Source organism: Enterobacter chuandaensis, assembly GCF_003594915.1.
GTDB lineage: Bacteria > Pseudomonadota > Gammaproteobacteria > Enterobacterales > Enterobacteriaceae > Enterobacter > Enterobacter chuandaensis.
In genome coordinates this window covers 107062-124050 of sequence record NZ_QZCS01000004.1, presented here as the reverse complement: position 1 = coordinate 124050, position 16989 = coordinate 107062, and the positions used below count along the sequence as shown (strand labels likewise).

At 55.7% G+C, this 16989-nt stretch carries 17 protein-coding genes; 8 read left to right on the top strand and 9 right to left on the bottom strand.

Annotated elements, in window-relative coordinates; all coding sequences use genetic code 11:
- Positions 1-99: 99 nt before the first annotated feature.
- Complete coding sequence (locus tag D5066_RS08185) at positions 100-1695, bottom strand: ABC transporter substrate-binding protein (RefSeq protein ID WP_119915609.1); 1596 nt, start codon at positions 1693-1695, stop codon at positions 100-102.
- Positions 1696-1806: 111 nt separating this feature from the next.
- On the opposite strand from D5066_RS08185, the gene pepT reads away from it, so the two are divergent.
- Complete coding sequence (gene pepT / locus D5066_RS08180) at positions 1807-3036, top strand: peptidase T (RefSeq protein WP_119915608.1); 1230 nt, start codon at positions 1807-1809, stop codon at positions 3034-3036.
- Here pepT and tehB read toward each other — a convergent pair.
- On the bottom strand, positions 3033-3626 hold the full coding sequence (gene tehB, locus D5066_RS08175) for a tellurite resistance methyltransferase TehB (protein WP_080327120.1): 594 nt from the start codon (positions 3624-3626) through the stop codon (positions 3033-3035). The two genes, pepT and tehB, sit on opposite strands and share 4 nt — an antisense overlap.
- On the bottom strand, positions 3626-4627 hold the full coding sequence (gene tehA / locus D5066_RS08170; RefSeq protein ID WP_080327121.1) for a dicarboxylate transporter/tellurite-resistance protein TehA: 1002 nt from the start codon (positions 4625-4627) through the stop codon (positions 3626-3628). The genes tehB and tehA overlap by 1 nt, the downstream gene beginning before the upstream one ends.
- A gap of 122 nt (positions 4628-4749) precedes the next feature.
- Here tehA and ydcK point away from each other — a divergent pair, with 122 nt between their 5' ends.
- Complete coding sequence (gene ydcK / locus D5066_RS08165; protein WP_119915607.1) at positions 4750-5730, top strand: YdcK family protein; 981 nt, start codon at positions 4750-4752, stop codon at positions 5728-5730.
- Here the strand turns inward: ydcK and rimL are convergent.
- The 4 genes from rimL to D5066_RS08145 all read right to left on the bottom strand — a co-directional run bounded on the left by rimL (position 5725) and on the right by D5066_RS08145 (position 10170).
- Entirely contained in the window at positions 5725-6273 is a 549-nt protein-coding gene (gene rimL, locus D5066_RS08160; RefSeq protein WP_119915606.1) for a 50S ribosomal protein L7/L12-serine acetyltransferase, read from the bottom strand. The two genes, ydcK and rimL, sit on opposite strands and share 6 nt — an antisense overlap.
- A gap of 45 nt (positions 6274-6318) precedes the next feature.
- Entirely contained in the window at positions 6319-7974 is a 1656-nt protein-coding gene (locus tag D5066_RS08155; protein WP_080327124.1) for a glucan biosynthesis protein D, read from the bottom strand.
- Positions 7975-8216: 242 nt separating this feature from the next.
- Positions 8217-8990, bottom strand: coding sequence for a transporter substrate-binding domain-containing protein (locus tag D5066_RS08150; protein ID WP_080327125.1), 774 nt, complete (start codon positions 8988-8990; stop codon positions 8217-8219).
- A 10-nt stretch (positions 8991-9000) separates the two neighbouring features.
- Positions 9001-10170, bottom strand: a complete 1170-nt coding sequence (locus tag D5066_RS08145; RefSeq protein ID WP_119915605.1) for a pyridoxal phosphate-dependent aminotransferase — start codon at positions 10168-10170, stop codon at positions 9001-9003.
- Positions 10171-10284: 114 nt separating this feature from the next.
- On the opposite strand from D5066_RS08145, the gene D5066_RS08140 reads away from it, so the two are divergent.
- Positions 10285-11127 (top strand): LysR family transcriptional regulator, encoded by an 843-nt coding sequence (locus tag D5066_RS08140; protein ID WP_119915604.1) that lies wholly within the window; start codon positions 10285-10287, stop codon positions 11125-11127.
- Here D5066_RS08140 and D5066_RS08135 read toward each other — a convergent pair.
- Complete coding sequence (locus tag D5066_RS08135) at positions 11114-12619, bottom strand: carboxylesterase/lipase family protein (RefSeq protein WP_119915603.1); 1506 nt, start codon at positions 12617-12619, stop codon at positions 11114-11116. The genes D5066_RS08140 and D5066_RS08135 overlap by 14 nt on opposite strands.
- Before the next feature lie 43 nt (positions 12620-12662).
- Positions 12663-14006 (bottom strand): 2-oxoadipate dioxygenase/decarboxylase HglS, encoded by a 1344-nt coding sequence (gene hglS / locus D5066_RS08130; RefSeq protein WP_080327129.1) that lies wholly within the window; start codon positions 14004-14006, stop codon positions 12663-12665.
- 508 nt (positions 14007-14514) lie between these two features.
- Between hglS and D5066_RS08125 the strand changes: the two genes are divergently transcribed.
- From D5066_RS08125 to D5066_RS08105, 5 genes are all read left to right on the top strand, one after another.
- Complete coding sequence (locus D5066_RS08125) at positions 14515-14700, top strand: con-10 family general stress protein (RefSeq protein WP_004150795.1); 186 nt, start codon at positions 14515-14517, stop codon at positions 14698-14700.
- A gap of 94 nt (positions 14701-14794) precedes the next feature.
- On the top strand, positions 14795-15289 hold the full coding sequence (locus D5066_RS08120) for a YciE/YciF ferroxidase family protein (RefSeq protein WP_080327131.1): 495 nt from the start codon (positions 14795-14797) through the stop codon (positions 15287-15289).
- A 23-nt stretch (positions 15290-15312) separates the two neighbouring features.
- Positions 15313-15516 carry a hypothetical protein gene (locus D5066_RS08115; protein WP_013096662.1) on the top strand — a complete coding sequence of 68 codons (204 nt, stop codon included), beginning with the start codon at positions 15313-15315 and terminating at the stop codon, positions 15514-15516.
- A gap of 25 nt (positions 15517-15541) precedes the next feature.
- Positions 15542-16048 (top strand): ferritin-like domain-containing protein, encoded by a 507-nt coding sequence (locus D5066_RS08110; protein WP_080327132.1) that lies wholly within the window; start codon positions 15542-15544, stop codon positions 16046-16048.
- A 15-nt stretch (positions 16049-16063) separates the two neighbouring features.
- The gene (locus D5066_RS08105; protein ID WP_080327133.1) at positions 16064-16936 is read left to right on the top strand and encodes a manganese catalase family protein; all 873 of its coding nucleotides are present in this window, start codon (positions 16064-16066) and stop codon (positions 16934-16936) included.
- The last annotated feature ends 53 nt before the right edge of the window (positions 16937-16989 follow it).

Below are 16989 nucleotides of genomic sequence, written 5' to 3'. Positions count from 1 at the left end.
AAGTTATAGCAAAAGTCTGGTGGGTTTGTTGTGACAAAAAATGATGCGGGGAGCACAAATTGCGAAAAGACTGCCCGGAAGCGTACCGGGCAGTGAAAATTACGGTTGAATATCCACCTGCCAGAACAAATGTTTGCCAAACGGGTCGATTTCGTAGCCGGTCACCTCCTTGCGGACGGGTTCGAAAATCGTTGAATGTGCAATCATCACCGCTGGCATCTGGTCATGCATCATCTGCTGCGCCTCTTTGTACAGCGCCACACGTTTGTCGCGATCGGTTATCGATTTTGCCTCGGCAATAATTTTATCAAAGGGCGGGTAGCACCATTTGGCCGAGTTCGATCCGCCGTTGGCAGACGTGCAGGTAAACAGTGGGCCAAAGAAGTTATCCGGATCGCCCGTTGCGGTCGTCCAGCCCATTAGCGCGGCCTGATGTTCACCACCCTTCACGCGCTTAAGGTATTCGCCCCATTCGTAAGTGACAATTTTGGTCTGCACGCCCACTTTTGCCCAGTCGGCCTGAATCATCTCCGCCATGCGTTTCGCATTCGGGTTATAGGGCCGCTGCACGGGCATCGCCCATAAATCGATGCTCACCCCGTTGGCAAAACCGGCCTCTTTCAGCAACGCTTTCGCTTTTTCAGGATCGTAATCGTAATCTTTCAGCTCGCTGTCAGCGCTCCAGACGCCGGGCGGCAGCAGGTTTTTCGCCGCGGTGCCCGTGCCGTGGAATACCGCGTCGATAATGGCCGGTTTGTTGATCGCCATCGCCAGCGCCTGACGAACCTTCACGTTATCCAGCGGCGGCTTTTGGGTATTAAACGCCAGAAAACCGGTATTCAGCCCCGCCTTGCTCATCAGGTTAATATCCTTATTTGCCTTCATGCGCGGCAGATCCGCCGGGTTCGGGAACGGCATTACCTGGCATTCGTTTTTCTCAATTTTGGCAAAACGCACGGAGGCATCCGGCGTGATGGTAAAGACCAGCCGATCCAGCTTCGATTTCCCCTGCCAGTAGTCGGCAAATGCCGTAAACAGAATGCGGGAATCTTTCTGATACTGCGCCAGCTTAAACGGCCCGGTGCCGATGGGCTGCATATCCACCTTCTCCGGCGTGCCCGCTTTCAGCATCGCATCGGCATATTCCGCGGAGAGGATCGAGGCGAAATACCATGCCAGATCGGCAACAAACGGCGCTTCCGGGTGTGCCAGGGTAAAGCGCACCGTGTGGTCATCGACTTTATCAATGGCGGTTATCAGACTGCCAAACTCCAGACTTTCAAAGTTGGAATAGCTGCCGTTTGAGACGTTGTGATAGGGATGGTTCACGTCTTTCTGACGCATAAACGAGAAGATCACGTCATCGGCGTTAAAATCCCGGGTCGGCGTGAACAATTTATTGCTCTGGAACTTCACCCCTTTACGCAGATGGAAGGTGTAAACCTTGCCGTCGTCGCTCACCTCCCAGCGCTCTGCCAGGCTCGGTACCAGCTCCGTGGTGCCGGGTTTGAAATCGACCAGCCGGTTATAGACCGGCACGGCGCTGGCATCCACGCTGGTCCCCGATGTGTATAACTGAGGATTAAAGTTTTCCGGCGACCCTTCGGAGCAATACACCAGCGTTTTCGCGGCAACGGAGGAACTGACCGTAAGCGCAGCGAGTGCCAGCGTTAACATTGTGCGTTTGCTTGTCATCATTTATTCCTGTCTTTTTAATTCGACGGCTAATTAATTCTTTTGCCATTTCATAAATAACATTAAAGTGAAGTGGCAAACACCCGAAAAATAAATAAGGAAGAAAACACTATGGGCTCGCCTCTTTCCAGACAATTAACGCACCGTTTTTTCCGCTATCTCGCTATTACCAGCCAGAGCGATCCGAAAGTGAAAACCCTGCCCTCGACGCCGGGCCAGCACGACATGGCGCGGGAACTGGCGCAAGAGCTGGCACAGCTGGGGTTAAACGACATCGTGATTGACGAATTCGCTACCGTGACGGCGGTAAAAAAAGGCAATGTGCCCGGCGCGCCGCGCATCGGCTTTATTACCCATATTGATACCGTTGACGTCGGTTTATCACCGGATATTCATCCGCAAATATTAACGTTTCGTGGTGAAGATCTCTGTCTGAATAAGGATAAAGACATCTGGCTGCGCGTGAATGAGCACCCGGAAATTCTGGCTTATCCGGATGAAGAGATTATTTTCAGCGACGGTACCAGCGTATTAGGCGCAGATAATAAAGCAGCGGTAACCGTGGTGATGACCGTGCTGGAAAACCTCACCGCTGAACATCAGCATGGCGACATTGTGGTCGCGTTTGTGCCCGATGAAGAGATTGGCCTTAACGGCGCCAAGGCGCTGGATTTGAAACGCTTCGACGTTGATTTTGCCTGGACCATCGACTGCTGCGAGTTGGGGGAAATTGTTTACGAGAATTTTAACGCGGCAGCCGCTGAGATCCGCTTTACCGGCGTGACGGCGCACCCGATGTCCGCCAAAGGCGTACTGGTGAACCCGTTACTGATGGCGACCGATTTCATCAGCCATTTCGACCGCCAGCAAACGCCAGAGTGCACCGAGGGCCGCGAGGGCTATATCTGGTTTAACGGCATCCAGGCCGGGCAAAACGACGCCGTGTTAAAGGCCAACATTCGTGATTTTGATAAAACCGGCTTTGCCGCCCGCAAGCAGCAGATCGCGGACGTCGCCGCGTTGATTGCCGCCCAACACCCGACGGCAAAGGTGGAGTATCGCATTGAGGATACCTACAGCAATATCAGCAATGCGATTGGTGAAGACCGGCGCGCTATCGACCTGATGTTTGAGGCGATGGAATCGCTCGGCATTACCCCAAAACCCATCCCCATGCGCGGCGGCACGGACGGCGCGGCGCTGTCAGCAAAAGGGTTACTCACCCCGAACTTCTTCACCGGCGCGCATAACTTCCACTCGAAGTTTGAATTCCTGCCGCTGTCGTCCTTCGAGGCGTCTTACAGGACTGCCCTGCAGATCTGCCTGCTGGCCGCCCGTTAAGCGGGCTTGCGCGCCAGCATGGTGGCAAAGCGCAGCTTAATGCGGTTGCCGTTTTCATCGGTGCGGTGCAGCTCGCCAACCTCTTCGTTGTATTTGAGCAACTCCCAGCCTTCGTAGTAGTTGCTCAGTTCACCGCTTTTAAATGCAAACGGGAAGCCGACGGTGCACGGATAATCCGCCGTGTCCATCGCGGCAACGATCAGGTTATAGCCGCCGGGTTTCGTGCAGCGCTGCATATTGGCGATAAGGCCCGGGATGGTTTTCGCCTCCAGGAACATCAGCACCACGGTGGAGAGAATGAAGTCGTACTCGCCGTCAAAACTCAGGCTGTTGAGATCCTTAATCGCCGTATGCAGGTTGGCTATCCCTTCTGCCGCTTTGATGCGCTCGATGTTATCAATGCTCATCGGGTTTTTATCCCAGGCGGTGACATCGTAGCCGTTAGCCGCCAGGTAAAGGCTGTTGCGGCCATTGCCGCAGCCCAGATCCAGCGTTTTACCCGGCTTAACGATCCCCGCGCTGTACAGCACCTCGGAATGCGTACGGGTTAAGCCATATTTCTCAGTGAAGTAATTTTCATCGACAGCCATTATTTTTCCTCAGATTGCATAAGCAGTGCTTTATCAGTGCGCACCAGAAGTTTGCCCTGTATCAGCAGGATAAATGTACGAACCAACAGCATCCCAATGATGAGGTTGGTAAAGATAAACAGCGGCACGGCAATGGCGTGGAAGAATCCAGACGAACTGCCGTGCCCCAGATGCAGCCCCGTGGTAGCCAGAGCCGACACGCCGAACGAAAAACTCCAGAAGGAGGCGTTAAACGGCTGAGACAAATACCACGGCAGCAGGCGCAGCATAAACAGCAGCTGCAACAGGCCGTAGCCGAACAGCATTTTGGCGAAGGTGTCGGCTTCTCCACCGTTGACGCTAAACCAGGCGCTACATGCCACCAGCGCGGGCGCCAGCTGAATGCCTAAAGAGGTACGCTGCGCGGAGGGAAGCTCTCCGGCGCTGCGAAGACGCTGGAGGATCACCGGCTCCAGGCTGAGCCAGGAAAAGACGCCCGCACCGAGGAAGACGAGCCCTGCGTCGTTGAACCCCAGGGCTCCGCACGCCATTGCGCTGATAAAATTATTCGCCACCGTCGGCAGATATAATCCCGGCGTGGTGGCCTCGTGCGGGTGCGTCCCCCGCCATAGCCCGGCGCTTTGCCAGGCAGCATAGGCAAGCTGCACCACCACGCCCACGCCAAACAGCGCCAGCGATACCGGACGGAACCAGGGGACAAAACCGATGGCGACCAGCATAGTCGTGGCCGGAAAAAGGCTGACGAAGCTGCTCATCACCGGGTGGCGCATCTCTGCCAGCACGCTGTGCGGGAAACGAATTGCACGGGTAATAAACGCTGCCGTCAGTAAAAACCAGCATGTAACCGCGAGAGCGACCAGAATCTCACCCGGCCAGCGCGTCACCGGCCACAGGGTGCTGGCGTATCGCCAGGCGAACCCCATGCCGATGATGCCAAGCACCATGCCAAAATACCCTGCGGGAAGGTTAAGCACCTGTTGGGATTTGTTAACGTTATTCATAAATTTGAATTTTTAAAATGTATTTTAAATGCCATTTTAAGGGGTTTCCGCGACGGATGCCAGCACAACGGAAAGCCGAAAATTTGCTACGTTTAGTGGAGACGCTCACCAGGGATAACATGATGAACAAATATCGGCTCAGCGATGAAACCCGGATCTGGCAGTGGAAAAATGGCGAAACAACCCACTCGACCACGTTGCGGCAAATTATCGCCACGGCAGATTTTAATGATGTGACGACCGGTACGAAAGGCGGCTGGGTTGACGATGAGCGTGCCCTGTCCCAGGAGGGAGACTGCTGGATCTATGATGAAAACAGCGTGGTGTTCGCCGGGGCATCCGTGTCCGGCAACGCGCGCCTTACCCTGCCGTGTATCCTGAGCCATGACGCGCACGCAGGCGACAATTGCTGGCTTGACGCGGCAGAAGTCAGCCACGGGGCGCGAATAAGTGACAACGTCACTATACAGCACTCCTGCGTGCGGGGCGAATGCCATATCTACGGTGACGCTCGCGTCCTTCACAACAGCGTTATCATTGCCGCCAAAGGGCTCACGCCGGATCATGACCAGATCCTGCAAATCTATGACAGGGCGACGGTAAGCCGTTCGCGCATTGTCCACCAGGCGCAAATCTACGGTGAGGCGATGGTGAATAATGCCTTCGTTGAGCACCGCGCCGAGGTGTTCGACTGCGCGATCCTCGAAGGTAATGATCTCAACAACGTCTGGGTGTGCGACTGCGCCAAAGTGTACGGCAACGCCCGGGTGATTGCCGGTTTCGAGGACGATGCCATCCCGACCGTGCGCTACAGCTCGCAGGTGGCCGAAAACGCGGTGGTCGAAGGAAACTGCGTGATCAAGCACCACGTACTGATCGGCGGCCAGGCATGGCTGCGCGGCGGGCCGATCATGCTGGATGATAAGGTAGTGATTCAGGGACGCGCGCGCATCAGCGGTGACGTGCTGATTGAGCATCGGGTTGAAATCACCGATGATGCGGTGATTGAAGCCTTTGCCGGGGAAACTATTCACCTGCGCGGCGAAAAGGTGATTAACGGCGACCAGCGTATCACCCGCACGCCGCTGCTGGGGGCGCTATAGGGTATAAATCTTTCCGTAGATATTCACATCGTCATAGGCGCCATTCAGGTATTCCGCTTCCCGCAGGCACCCTTCCAGCGTAAAACTGTTGCGCAGGGCGACGCTGTTGCTGCTCTGATTCGCCACCCGACACTTGATCACAAAACGGCGGATCTCACCGCGCCCGGCGTAGTAGCGCATAAACGCCTGTAAAGACTGCGAGAGGATCCCCTGCCCCTGATGCGCTTCATCCAGCCAGTAGCCGATGTACGCGGCTTTGTTGGCGGGCTCAATCGCATTGAACGACAGCACGCCGACCAGCTCATCGTCCTTGAAGATCAAAAACATTTTGGCGTAGCCGCGCTGGTGCAGCATCTGGTTACTCTGCACGTTGCGTCGGGTATCGTCCTCGCTTCCCACGTGCTGCGCCCAGTCAAAGGCGGTTTGCAGAAAGGTTTTGTTTTTGACGACGAGATTGTGCAGGTCGGCAGTGTAGCGCTCTTCGACGGCGCGAAGCTCGAGAGCGTCAGATACGGGAATAGTTTCGGATTGTGTTGCGGTCATTGCCCCTCACCCTAACCCTCTCCCATGGGGAGAGGGAATCGATCGTTAACGCATTACCCGATCGTCAACATACTGACGTTTATCCGGCGCTGGCGGGAAATATTGATACAGCCAGGTTTCGCTGATGGCATCGCCCTGGCAGCGCAGGAACAAACGCATATCCACCGGTTCGGTAGAGTCAGAGGTTGGATACCAGTCAAACAGAATGCGATAGCCGTCAAACGGTTCAACGTAGAGGATCTCAACCTGCTTTGCTTCACCGCTGGAGAGCGTAATCACCGGCTCGATGCCTTTTGGCGCCGCGGCCTTCAGGTCGCCCCCGACGAAGTCGATAGCAAAGCGACGCGCCCACACTTTCGGGTAATTTTCGCCCGGCGCCCAGCCTTCCGGGAACCCGCCCATACCGGTACGGGTGGCAAAAACGTTAGCCAGCGGGGAACGCACCGGCGGCATGGCGCTCCAGTACAGGCGATATTTGAAGTCCAGCTCGTCACCCGCTTTCACTGTTTTTTCCGGCTGCCAGAAGCAGACCACGTTATCCAGCGTTTCACCGGTGGTTGGGATCTCCATCAGGCCAACCGAGCCTTTACCCCAGTCGTTTCGCGGTTCAACCCACAGGCTCGGGCGTTTGTTATACCAGCCCATCACGTCCTGATAGTGCGAGAAATCGCGATCGAGCTGCAGCAGCCCGAACCCTTTCGGGTTCTTATCCATATAGGCATTAAACTGCAGCTTCTGCGGGTTGTTCAGCGGACGGCAGATCCACTCCCCGTTGCCGCGCCACATCGCCAGGCGGTCGGAATCATGGATTTGTGGATGAATGGTGTCGCACATGCGTCGCTCGTTATTACCGCAGCTGAACATGCTGGTCATCGGCGCAATGCCGAGCTGCTTGATGTCTTTACGCGCGTAGAGATGGTTTTCCACCTCCATGATCACCTGGCTCTTCTCGCAGTGGATCACGAATTTGTAGGCACCGGTGATGCTCGGGCTGTCCAGCAGCGTATAGACGGTAAAGGTGGTGTCGCCAGGCTTGACGGTTTCAAACCAGAAGGAGGTGAAGTCCGGGAACTCTTCCGGCGTGTCGGTAAAGGTATCTACCGCCAGGCCGCGCGCGGAAAGGCCGTACTGGTAAGTATCGTCCACCGCGCGGAAGTAGCTCGCCCCGAGGAATGAGACGATATCTCGACGCGCCAGCTCAGGCGCTTTAAAGGCGCGGAAGCCCGCAAAACCGAGATCGCTTTGCCCTTCCAGCTGTTTGGTATCCACCCCCGTTTCACCGTAGCTGAACAGCTCCGGGCGGAAGTGGATCTCGCGCGCCATAGAAGTGGACTGGTCCAGCGAGAACATGCGCACGCGGCGGCGGAACCCCATTCCCATATGGAAGAACTGCACGTCCAGCTGACGCCCTTCAATGTTGTTCCACAGAGACTGCTTCTCATCGTAGCGAATGGCGTTGTACGCCTGCGGCGTCATGGTTGCCAGCGTCTCCGGCAGCGGACGTGGCGCACCACCCCACGGGGTTTTCGCCAGGTCATGCGCCATGGATTGCAGTACGGAGAAGTCAAAACGACGGCTCTGACCGTCAGCGATGTCAGAGTCAGCAGCGTATGCCGCTTTGGAGAACAGGGAAGCAAGGCCAGAGGTGCCGCTCAGGGCTGCCACTGCCAGCGAGCCTTTTAGAAAACGTCTGCGATTCATGCCTGGAAAAACGTCCTTATGGTCGTGTGAATGTGTTTCGCGCTCGGCGAAATGACGGCAAGAAAGAACGCACAGCCTAAACAAAAATGGTTAAGAATCCAATTGTTGGCCGGTGATTATCTGAACAAAGTGAGAAATATTTTCTGTCGACCAGAACGGCCCGAAAGTGGTGTAAAGAAAGCCTGGAAAATGTGTAGAAAAATGCCCCGTCAGGACATCAGCTGACGGGGCGAATGAGGCGGTTATTTTACGCTGACATCGATACCCGGGAAGTACTTATCAGCGAGTTTAGCGATCGTGCCGTCGGCACGTACTTTATCAATCGCGGCATCGAGCTGCTTTTTGGTGGCCTCATCACCTTTGCGCAACCCAAAGCCGATCCCACTGCCGAGGATGGTGTCGTCAGACACAGGCTTGCCGATGAAGCCAAACCCTTTACCCTGCGGCTTGCTGAGGAAACCTGCCTGCCCGGCCGCGGACATCACCAGCGAGGCGTCGATGCGGCCATTCAGCAGGTCGCCCCAGGCCATATTCTGATCTTTATAAGACACCACGGTGACACCCTGCTTTTCCCAGTGTTCTTTCGCGTACGTTTCCTGAATGGAACCTTGCAGCACGCCGATGGTTTTACCCTTCAGCCCTTCTGGCGTGGCTTCAACTGCCGTACCGGCCTTGCCGACCAGCTGCGACGGAATACGGTAGATCGGCTGGGTAAAATCAATGCTCTTGCGGCGCTGGTCGGTAATGTTCATCGCCGAGTTGATGGCGTCAAATTTCTTCGCCACCAGGCCCGGGATCAGCGCATCAAACGAGGTTTCCACCCAGCTGCATTTCAGCGCCGCGGCCTTGCAGATGGCATTACCCAGCTCAACGTCAAACCCTTCCAGTTCGCCTGCCGCATTGCGGCTCTCAAACGGCGGGTATTCCGCTTCCAGACCGTAGCGCAGCTCGGTAGCCGCGAAGGACGAAAAGGTACACAGCAATCCCATGCCGACTATTAACGCGCGTAATTTCATTTCACACTCCTCAGCGTGGTTCAACCCGACACAGGGCCTGGGCACCTGCCCGTAACGTTGCCTCATCTTTGGCAAAAGAGAGACGAATCAACTTATTATCCGTACCGTCGGCATAAAACGCCGACAGCGGAATGGTGGCAACACCGTACTCAACGATCAGCCGTTTCACCAGCTCGCTGTCGCGCTCGTCGCTGAACTGGCTGTAGTCCGCCAGCATGAAGAACGATCCGGCGCTCGGCAGCAGAGTAAACGGCGAATCGGCCAGCAGGCTGTGCAGCAGATCGCGCTTGCGCTGGTAAAACGCCGCCAGCGACAGCCAGGTTTGCGGGTCGACCATATGTTCCGCAAACGCGTACTGCATTGGCGTATCGGCGGAAAACATCAAAAATTGATGGACTTTACAAATCTCGTCCATCAGTACCGCCGGAGCAACACAGTAACCGACGCGCCACCCGGTGACGTGATAGGTTTTTCCGAAAGAGGAAATAATCACGCTGCGCTCCGCCAGCTGCGGGTACGTGGCCATCCCGTGGTGCGGCTCGCCGTCAAATACGACGTGTTCGTACACTTCGTCAGACAAAATAATGATGTCGGTATTGCGCGTCAGCGCCGCCAGCTGTTGCAGGTCATCGGCGGAGAAGACCTGACCGCTCGGGTTGTGCGGCGTATTGATGATGATCATACGCGTTTTCGGGGTAATGGCCGCCTGCACTTCATCCCAGTTGACGGCAAAATCCGGTACCGTGAGCTTGATGGCGACAGGCGTTGCCCCCTGAAGACGAACAATAGGCGCGTAGCTGTCAAACGACGGCTCGAAGTAGATCACCTCATCGCCCGGATGCACCAGCCCGCTTATGGCCGAATAGAGCCCTTCGCTGGCGCTGGCGGTCACCAGCACCTCGCTGGCAGGGTCATACTGCGTGCCGTAGAGCGCGGCAATTTTATCGGCAATACGTTCTTTAAGCGGCTGCAGTCCGGTCATCGACGCGTACTGGTTGTGCCCTGCCTCCATCGCGCGGGTGACCCCCGCGATCAGCTTCGGGTCGCAGGAAAAATTCGGTGCGCCCTGAGAAAGGTTAATCGCGTTATGCTGCGCCGAGAGCTGGCCGATAACGGTAAAAATGGTGGTTCCCACATCTGGAAGTTTGGAGCGGGTTTGCACAGGCGTTCGTAAAGTCATCCTCTTTCCCTTCTCATGGACGTTGCATAACTATTCAAACAACATCTGCATTGCCGGGACAATCGAATTGTTGTCATAATAGCCATGAGAAAAATGCATAGCTGAGGTGTTTTTATGTCGCGCCGTTCGCTCCCGCTCAATGCCATCGACGCATTTTTAGTCACCGCGCGTCACCTGAACCTTACCCACGCCGCCGCAGAACTGTGTCTGACTCAAGGGGCCGTGAGCCGTAAGATCGCCTCCCTTGAGGCGTGGTTTGGCTTTCCGCTGTTTGAGCGCCACGCGCGCGGGCTGCGCCTCTCCCCGCAGGGCAGCGCCCTGCTTCCGGAACTGCAGTCCGCTTTCGAACAGCTGCTGAGCGTGGCCGACCAGGCCCGCAGCCCGCACACCGTGATCCGCCTCAAGGCCCCCACCTGCGCGATGCGCTGGCTGGTGCCGCGTCTGCTGGAGGTGGAGCGCGAACAGCCGGATCTGCAGATCGCGCTCACCACCACCACCGATCATAACGTTAATTTCAAAACCGAATCTTACGACGCAGCGATTGTCTTCGGCACGCACATGAGCGCGGGCGATCTGCTGTTTGAAGAGGCATTAACCCCGGTATTCAGCCCCGTGCGGGCAGGTGCCGCGCTGGATTCGCTGACGTTTCTTCATCCTACGCGTGATAAAACAGACTGGTCGCTGTGGCTGGCGAAACAGGAAGGTCCGGGCTTTGTCATGCACAAAAATCAACACTTCGACACGATGGATCTGGCGATTACCGCCGCGATTCAGGGGCTCGGCGTCGCCATTGCCGACGAAACGCTGGTTGCAGAAGATGTCCGCGCAGGCAGGCTGATGCGGCCCTGTAAGACCAGCGTCAAAACCGGCGCGAGCTACCGGCTGGTGCTGCGCGAAACGCCCGGTCTGGAAAACGGGCTGGCGGCGTTTCGCGCCTGTTTACTTAATCGAGGCTGACGTGGTGCTTCATTACCCGCTTAAAGAGGCTCATGCGGGCACGCATAAAGCGGTTTTCAAGCCTGAAACCTGCATGTTTATTCACTCCGATGCGTAACAGCACGTCCCGTCCTTTGCGGCAGGCGGGCCAGTGCGTCGGCCCGGGCAGGCTGTCGCGATGGCCTGCGTCTCGCGCAAAGCTCACCCAGTAGTCGGCCACCTGGGCAGCAAACGCCAGATCCCGTTCGTTGACATACTGGCGCGAAGGCTCCACCTGGCCGAGGGTATCGAACACATACGGCACTTCATTGCCATGCCAGGCGCCGTTGATATAGGTCGCGTGTTCCGCTTCGGCCACATAATCAAACCAGTAACGCCAGCAAAGCCCGCCGACGCGCTGCTGGGCCTGCATCGCCACGTAGCCCATGGTGGTGAAGGCCATGTCGCGGCACACCTGCCTGCCCAGCTCCTCATCGCCTTTCACGCCAGGATAGAGCAGCCTGATCAGCCCCAGGCCAAAGCGCCGTTCGCGGCGAAGCTTCTGGATTTGTCCGGCGAGATCGACACCAAACACCGCCATCACGCTGGCTTCATCGCTGTTGGAACCAATCATCACCGGCACGGGATGCTGGCGGGCCGCGAAAAAGACGTCAAGCATGGCCTCGGGCAGGACGCAATCGCCAACGATGGGCGCCGGGGCGATGTTAAGCGGCGCAGTGAGCGGCCAGAACGCCTCGGGCGGGATAGCGCGCAGTTGCTCTGCCGTCGCATTTTCCAGGCCGAAATGGGCGGCCAGCGCTTCCCCTTTTTGCAGGGCCTGCTTTTTCGGCGTGTCCGGCAGGGTATATCCGCTTTGCACAATCGCCTTATGGAACAACCCTTCCGCCAGCGGCGAGGCCAGCAGCGACAGCACGCTGCGCGCCCCCGCAGACTCACCAAACAGGGTCACGTTATTGGGGTCGCCCCCAAACGCGGCGATATTCTCCCGCACCCATTCGAGCGCGGCGATCTGATCCAGCAGGGCAAAATTATGCACTACCCGCTCTTCTTCCCCCTCCAGCGCAGGATGGGCGAAAAAGCCAAGGTGACCCAGACGGTAGTTAATCGTGACCACCACCACGCCGCGCGCCGCCAGCGCTTTGCCGTTATAGGGCGGCAGGCTTCCGGCGCCGATCGTAAACCCGCCGCCGTGCAGCCAGACCATCACCGGCAGCGGCCCGGTACGGTCGACGGGAGACCAGACGTTCAGATAGAGGCAGTCTTCAGAGAACTGACCGGGATCGCCCCCGCCCAGTTCCTGACAATATTCACTGCTTTGCCAGCTTGAGGGGGAAAAGGAGGTGGCGTCGCGAACGCCATCCCAGCGTTCTGGCGGCCGTGGCGAGCGCCAGCGCCAGTTGCCAACGGGCGGCGCGGCAAAGGGAATACCGCACCAGCAGTGTACATTTTCATCGGTTAAGCCAGACAGTGCGCCCTGGCGCGTCTCAACCACAGGGGCGGAAGGATTTTGCATAACGACCTTATTTTTTCCATCACACCCCTGAAGAGTAACGATTTCAGAGCAAACCGCAACGCTGTTTGCTGCGCGTTTCCGCTTCTTCGTAGAGCGTAAACTCGTCATACACCGGGCAGCCCAGCGCCGCTTCAAACGCATTGCGGCTGGCATTACCGTGGCTACGCGCCTGGGTTTCATTCCCGAGATTGGACTGGAAAATCCCTGCCGCGCTCACCGGGAGGAAATCTTCATAGGTTATCGGCTGAGCCACTACCCACCCGCGTTCGATCAGCGGTTGCGGATCATCGCCTGGGCGAAACGCGTGACGATGGGCCTCTCCCGCCGGGGTCAGGCGGTAGCGAAAATACGCCAGCTCCTGACGGCGCAGGAACATCTCGCTGTCCGGAAAAGCGCTGAAAATGTCCCGCAGATGCAGCTGGTGCGTGAGGTTATCTTTACCCGTTCCGGCCTGCGCCAGCAGGCTATCGTACAGTTCACGGCCTTTCGGGGTCAGCGCCACGCCGCGCTGTTCAATTTCACCGAAGCGCGCGGTGTGGGTGCCTTTATGTTCACCGGCGAAAAGCACCGGCTCTTCGAGGGCTTTAAAGCTGGTCTGACGCAGCAGGATCGGCACTTCACGACGCGGCGGGCCTTCGATCAAAATTTTCGGCTCAATGCCGTACTTCGGCATCAGCTCCTGCACCCGGTCAATGTCCAGCGTGCGCGGCGTAAGGTGGTTGATATGACACCCCGGGAAGCAGACCACGTCAGCAATCAGCCGGTGCTCGTTACTCAGCGCCAGGTAGGTCTCCTGGTCGACCGTTGCATGGCGGTGCCAGCGGAACGTTTCGATAGCTTCCTGCACAAACTCATGCGCCTGCGCTTCGGTAAAGTGACCTTGCGACTCATGGAGGTCGATAAGTTCCAGGCAGCGCGGCGTAAAGATGTTCCGGTGAGAGAGAATTTTTGCCGCTCGCTCGCGTAACGCCACGTTTTCAATCAGCTCAAGGCGCAGCAGTGAGGTAAAGATACGAAACGGATTACGGCACAGCGCCGCATCGTCAACCGGACGAAACGCCGTTGAGTGGACCGGCACCCCCGCCTGCGAAAGATCGTAATAGCTGACCGGGAACATGCCCATAATGGCAAACATACGACGCAGGGTTGAAAGCTCTTGTGCGGTACCAACGCGGATCGCCCCGTGACGCTCCACGTTCAGGCGCGCCAGCTCGTCGGCGTTCGCCAGTTGTTCATGTAATAGTGGGTTATTTTCCAGAACCGCCAGGTTTACGTCCGCAACCAGTTCGAGCAAGGTGCCGTATTGCGGAACTTCCTGCTGGTACATCGCCGACATAGCCTGCGAAAAATGTTCCCGAATATCATCAGCCGTGATGGTGTTCGCCATGATGTCATGCCTCCAGTGAATATTACCTGGAGTGTAGAGAAGGCCGTTCCTTCCGGGGGGAAGAATTTCTGATTTGTGATCTTAAGACGCCAGTGGTCAAACCGTGTGCTACCGGCGCCTGACCGGGACCCTTGCCCACTTTTTCCAGGATTTTCCTTATGATTAATAGCGACTATTTTCACTAACCCCAAAGGGGTAACTCTTTCCAGCTTGCCGCTTACAAATTATTCGATTTGACTACGCCATTATTATTAGCCTCAATCATCCGTTTTTTTAACCAAAACTTAGGACTAATCCGAACCTTTATTTACAAGCCCTTCCCACCCATGCATATTTTCCGTCCAAGCGAAGCGCAAACGCATCAATAATTAAAAATAACGCAACCGCGAATGGCGGAACGCATTTGACGAATGACGCACAGCGACTAGAGTTATTAATCGAACGACGAGTGATACGGAATATTTTCGTATCGTACTGACATAACCAATATATGAATATGAGGTTTAATATGGCAGAGCATCGTGGTGGTTCCGGTAATTTCGCAGAAGACCGTGAAAAAGCATCAGAAGCAGGTCGTAAAGGTGGCCAGCATAGCGGTGGTAACTTTAAAAACGACCCACAACGCGCATCTGAAGCGGGTAAGAAAGGGGGACAGAACAGTCACGGCGGAGGCCGTAAATCTGATAACTCCTGATCTTATTTAATTTACTTTTAGTAAAACCAGAGAGCATGCTGCGGGCCGCCTGGCTCGCAGTACCCTTTCCTTATTTTACCGGAGCGTAATTATTATGAATATGAAAAGTATTGAGGATGTCTTTATTCATCTTCTGTCCGATACCTATAGTGCGGAAAAGCAGCTTACCCGAGCGCTAAGCAAGCTTGCCCGTGCCGCGTCCAGCGAGAAGCTGAGCGCCGCCTTTACCGCACACCTTGAAGAGACGCAGGGTCAGATAGAACGTATCGACCAGATCGTTGAACAGGAAGACGGTATCAAGCTCAAGCGTATGAAATGTGTGGCGATGGAAGGCTTAATTGAAGAAGCCAATGAAGTCATCGAAAGCACGGAAAAAAATGAAGTCCGTGATGCTGCCTTAATAGCCGCTGCGCAAAAAGTAGAGCATTATGAAATAGCGAGTTACGGTACCCTCGCCACCTTAGCAGAACAGCTAGGCTATAAAAAAGCCGTTAAACTTCTTGCCGAAACGCTGGAAGAAGAAAAAGAGACCGACCTTAAACTCACCGATCTGGCCGTTGGAAATATTAACCAAAAAGCGCAAAAATGACGCTATAACACAGGTTAAATAAAATGAGCATCAGTCCCAGGACAATTAAACGGTGCCATTTAACGGCAGCTATAATATGGTTCATTCTCGCTATCCCTTCCGTAATATGGTGGAAGAACAGCGTGCTATGGGTCATTATCATCAGTATTTACGCCAATATTGTCGGCCATTTATCTGGCTACAGTGCTGCGCGTGCCGATCAGGCTGCTGAAAGTGAGACCAAATAAGCGAACCCATAATGAGGATACAATGATGAATCACGTAGAACACTATCATGACTGGCTACGCGATGCCCATGCGATGGAAAAGCAAGCCGAATCTATGCTGGAATCTATGGCCAGCCGTATTGATAATTATCCTGATGTTCGCGCCAGAATAGAGCAACATATTAATGAGACAAAACGGCAAATTACATTGCTGGAAGAAATTCTCGATCGTAATGGTATTTCTCGTTCGGTTTTAAAAGATTCGATGAGCAAAATGGCCGCACTGGGTCAGTCCATCGGCGGTATGTTCCCTTCTGATGAGATCGTTAAAGGCTCAATCAGCGGCTATGTGTTCGAACAGTTTGAGATCGCCTGCTATACCTCCCTGCTTGCCGCCGCGAAAAAAGCGGGCGACACAGCCTCGGTGCCTGCCATCGAGACCATTCTGGCAGAAGAGCGTGAAATGGCCGACTGGCTGATTCGCCATATTCCACAAACGACGGAACAGTTCCTGCTGCGTTCAGACGCATCTGGTGTCGAAGCGAAAAAATAACCAAGGAGAGTCTGTATGTTTCGACACGTAAAACAACTGCAGTACACGGTTCGCGTTGCTGAACCGAACCCTGGCCTTGCCAATCTTTTACTGGAACAGTTTGGCGGGCCTCAGGGCGAGCTGGCTGCCGCCTGCCGTTACTTTACTCAGGGGCTGAGCGATGACGACCCGGGCCGTAAAGATATGCTGATGGATATTGCGACCGAAGAGTTAAGCCATCTCGAAATCATCGGTACGCTGGTCGGCATGCTGAATAAAGGTGCCAAAGGCGCGCTGGCGGAAGGGGTGGAAAATGAGGCTGAGCTGTACAGGTCCATGACCGAAAACGGTAATGACAGCCATATCACTTCCCTGCTCTACGGCGGAGGCACCCCGCTTACGAACTCCGCGGGCGTGCCGTGGACGGCAGCCTACGTTGATACCATCGGCGAGCCAACGGCGGATCTGCGTTCGAACGTGGCCGCAGAGGCAAGGGCAAAAATCATCTATGAACGGCTGATTAACGTCACTGACGATCCCGGAGTGAAAGATGCGCTGGCGTTTCTGATGACGCGCGAGGCGGCGCATCAGCTCTCCTTTGAGAAGGCGCTGCAGTCAATTCGTAACAACTTCCCGCCGGGGAAATTGCCGCCAATCGAGGAATTCACCAACAAGTACTACAATATGTCAGAAGGTGGAGAGGTCCGCGGAAGCTGGAACAGCGATAAACATTTCGATTACGTTGAGTCCCCCCAGCCTGCCGTTGATGGCGGTGATGGTAGCGCCAGCGTCACGCTCACGACCGAGCAGGCCACGCTGGTTAAGGCGATGTCTGCCCGCACGAAGTCCGATCCCCATTCCGACCCGCTGACCGGTGCCGAGCTGGGTGCCGGAAAGAGTAAACCGTAACCGTTTTGCCGGGCAACCCGATCGCCCGGCAATTCTCGTGCCCCATCGCTTCA

Bases quoted from the DNA above. Each gene is read 5' to 3' on its own strand.
- D5066_RS08185 (WP_119915609.1), bottom strand. From the start codon at position 1,695: ATGACAAGCAAACGCACAATGTTAACGCTGGCACTCGCTGCGCTTACG.
- pepT (WP_119915608.1), top strand. From the start codon at position 1,807: ATGGGCTCGCCTCTTTCCAGACAATTAACGCACCGTTTTTTCCGCTAT.
- tehB (WP_080327120.1), bottom strand. From the start codon at position 3,626: ATGGCTGTCGATGAAAATTACTTCACTGAGAAATATGGCTTAACCCGT.
- tehA (WP_080327121.1), bottom strand. From the start codon at position 4,627: ATGAATAACGTTAACAAATCCCAACAGGTGCTTAACCTTCCCGCAGGG.
- ydcK (WP_119915607.1), top strand. From the start codon at position 4,750: ATGAACAAATATCGGCTCAGCGATGAAACCCGGATCTGGCAGTGGAAA.
- rimL (WP_119915606.1), bottom strand. From the start codon at position 6,273: ATGACCGCAACACAATCCGAAACTATTCCCGTATCTGACGCTCTCGAG.
- D5066_RS08155 (WP_080327124.1), bottom strand. From the start codon at position 7,974: ATGAATCGCAGACGTTTTCTAAAAGGCTCGCTGGCAGTGGCAGCCCTG.
- D5066_RS08150 (WP_080327125.1), bottom strand. From the start codon at position 8,990: ATGAAATTACGCGCGTTAATAGTCGGCATGGGATTGCTGTGTACCTTT.
- D5066_RS08145 (WP_119915605.1), bottom strand. From the start codon at position 10,170: ATGACTTTACGAACGCCTGTGCAAACCCGCTCCAAACTTCCAGATGTG.
- D5066_RS08140 (WP_119915604.1), top strand. From the start codon at position 10,285: ATGTCGCGCCGTTCGCTCCCGCTCAATGCCATCGACGCATTTTTAGTC.
- D5066_RS08135 (WP_119915603.1), bottom strand. From the start codon at position 12,619: ATGCAAAATCCTTCCGCCCCTGTGGTTGAGACGCGCCAGGGCGCACTG.
- hglS (WP_080327129.1), bottom strand. From the start codon at position 14,006: ATGGCGAACACCATCACGGCTGATGATATTCGGGAACATTTTTCGCAG.
- D5066_RS08125 (WP_004150795.1), top strand. From the start codon at position 14,515: ATGGCAGAGCATCGTGGTGGTTCCGGTAATTTCGCAGAAGACCGTGAA.
- D5066_RS08120 (WP_080327131.1), top strand. From the start codon at position 14,795: ATGAATATGAAAAGTATTGAGGATGTCTTTATTCATCTTCTGTCCGAT.
- D5066_RS08115 (WP_013096662.1), top strand. From the start codon at position 15,313: ATGAGCATCAGTCCCAGGACAATTAAACGGTGCCATTTAACGGCAGCT.
- D5066_RS08110 (WP_080327132.1), top strand. From the start codon at position 15,542: ATGAATCACGTAGAACACTATCATGACTGGCTACGCGATGCCCATGCG.
- D5066_RS08105 (WP_080327133.1), top strand. From the start codon at position 16,064: ATGTTTCGACACGTAAAACAACTGCAGTACACGGTTCGCGTTGCTGAA.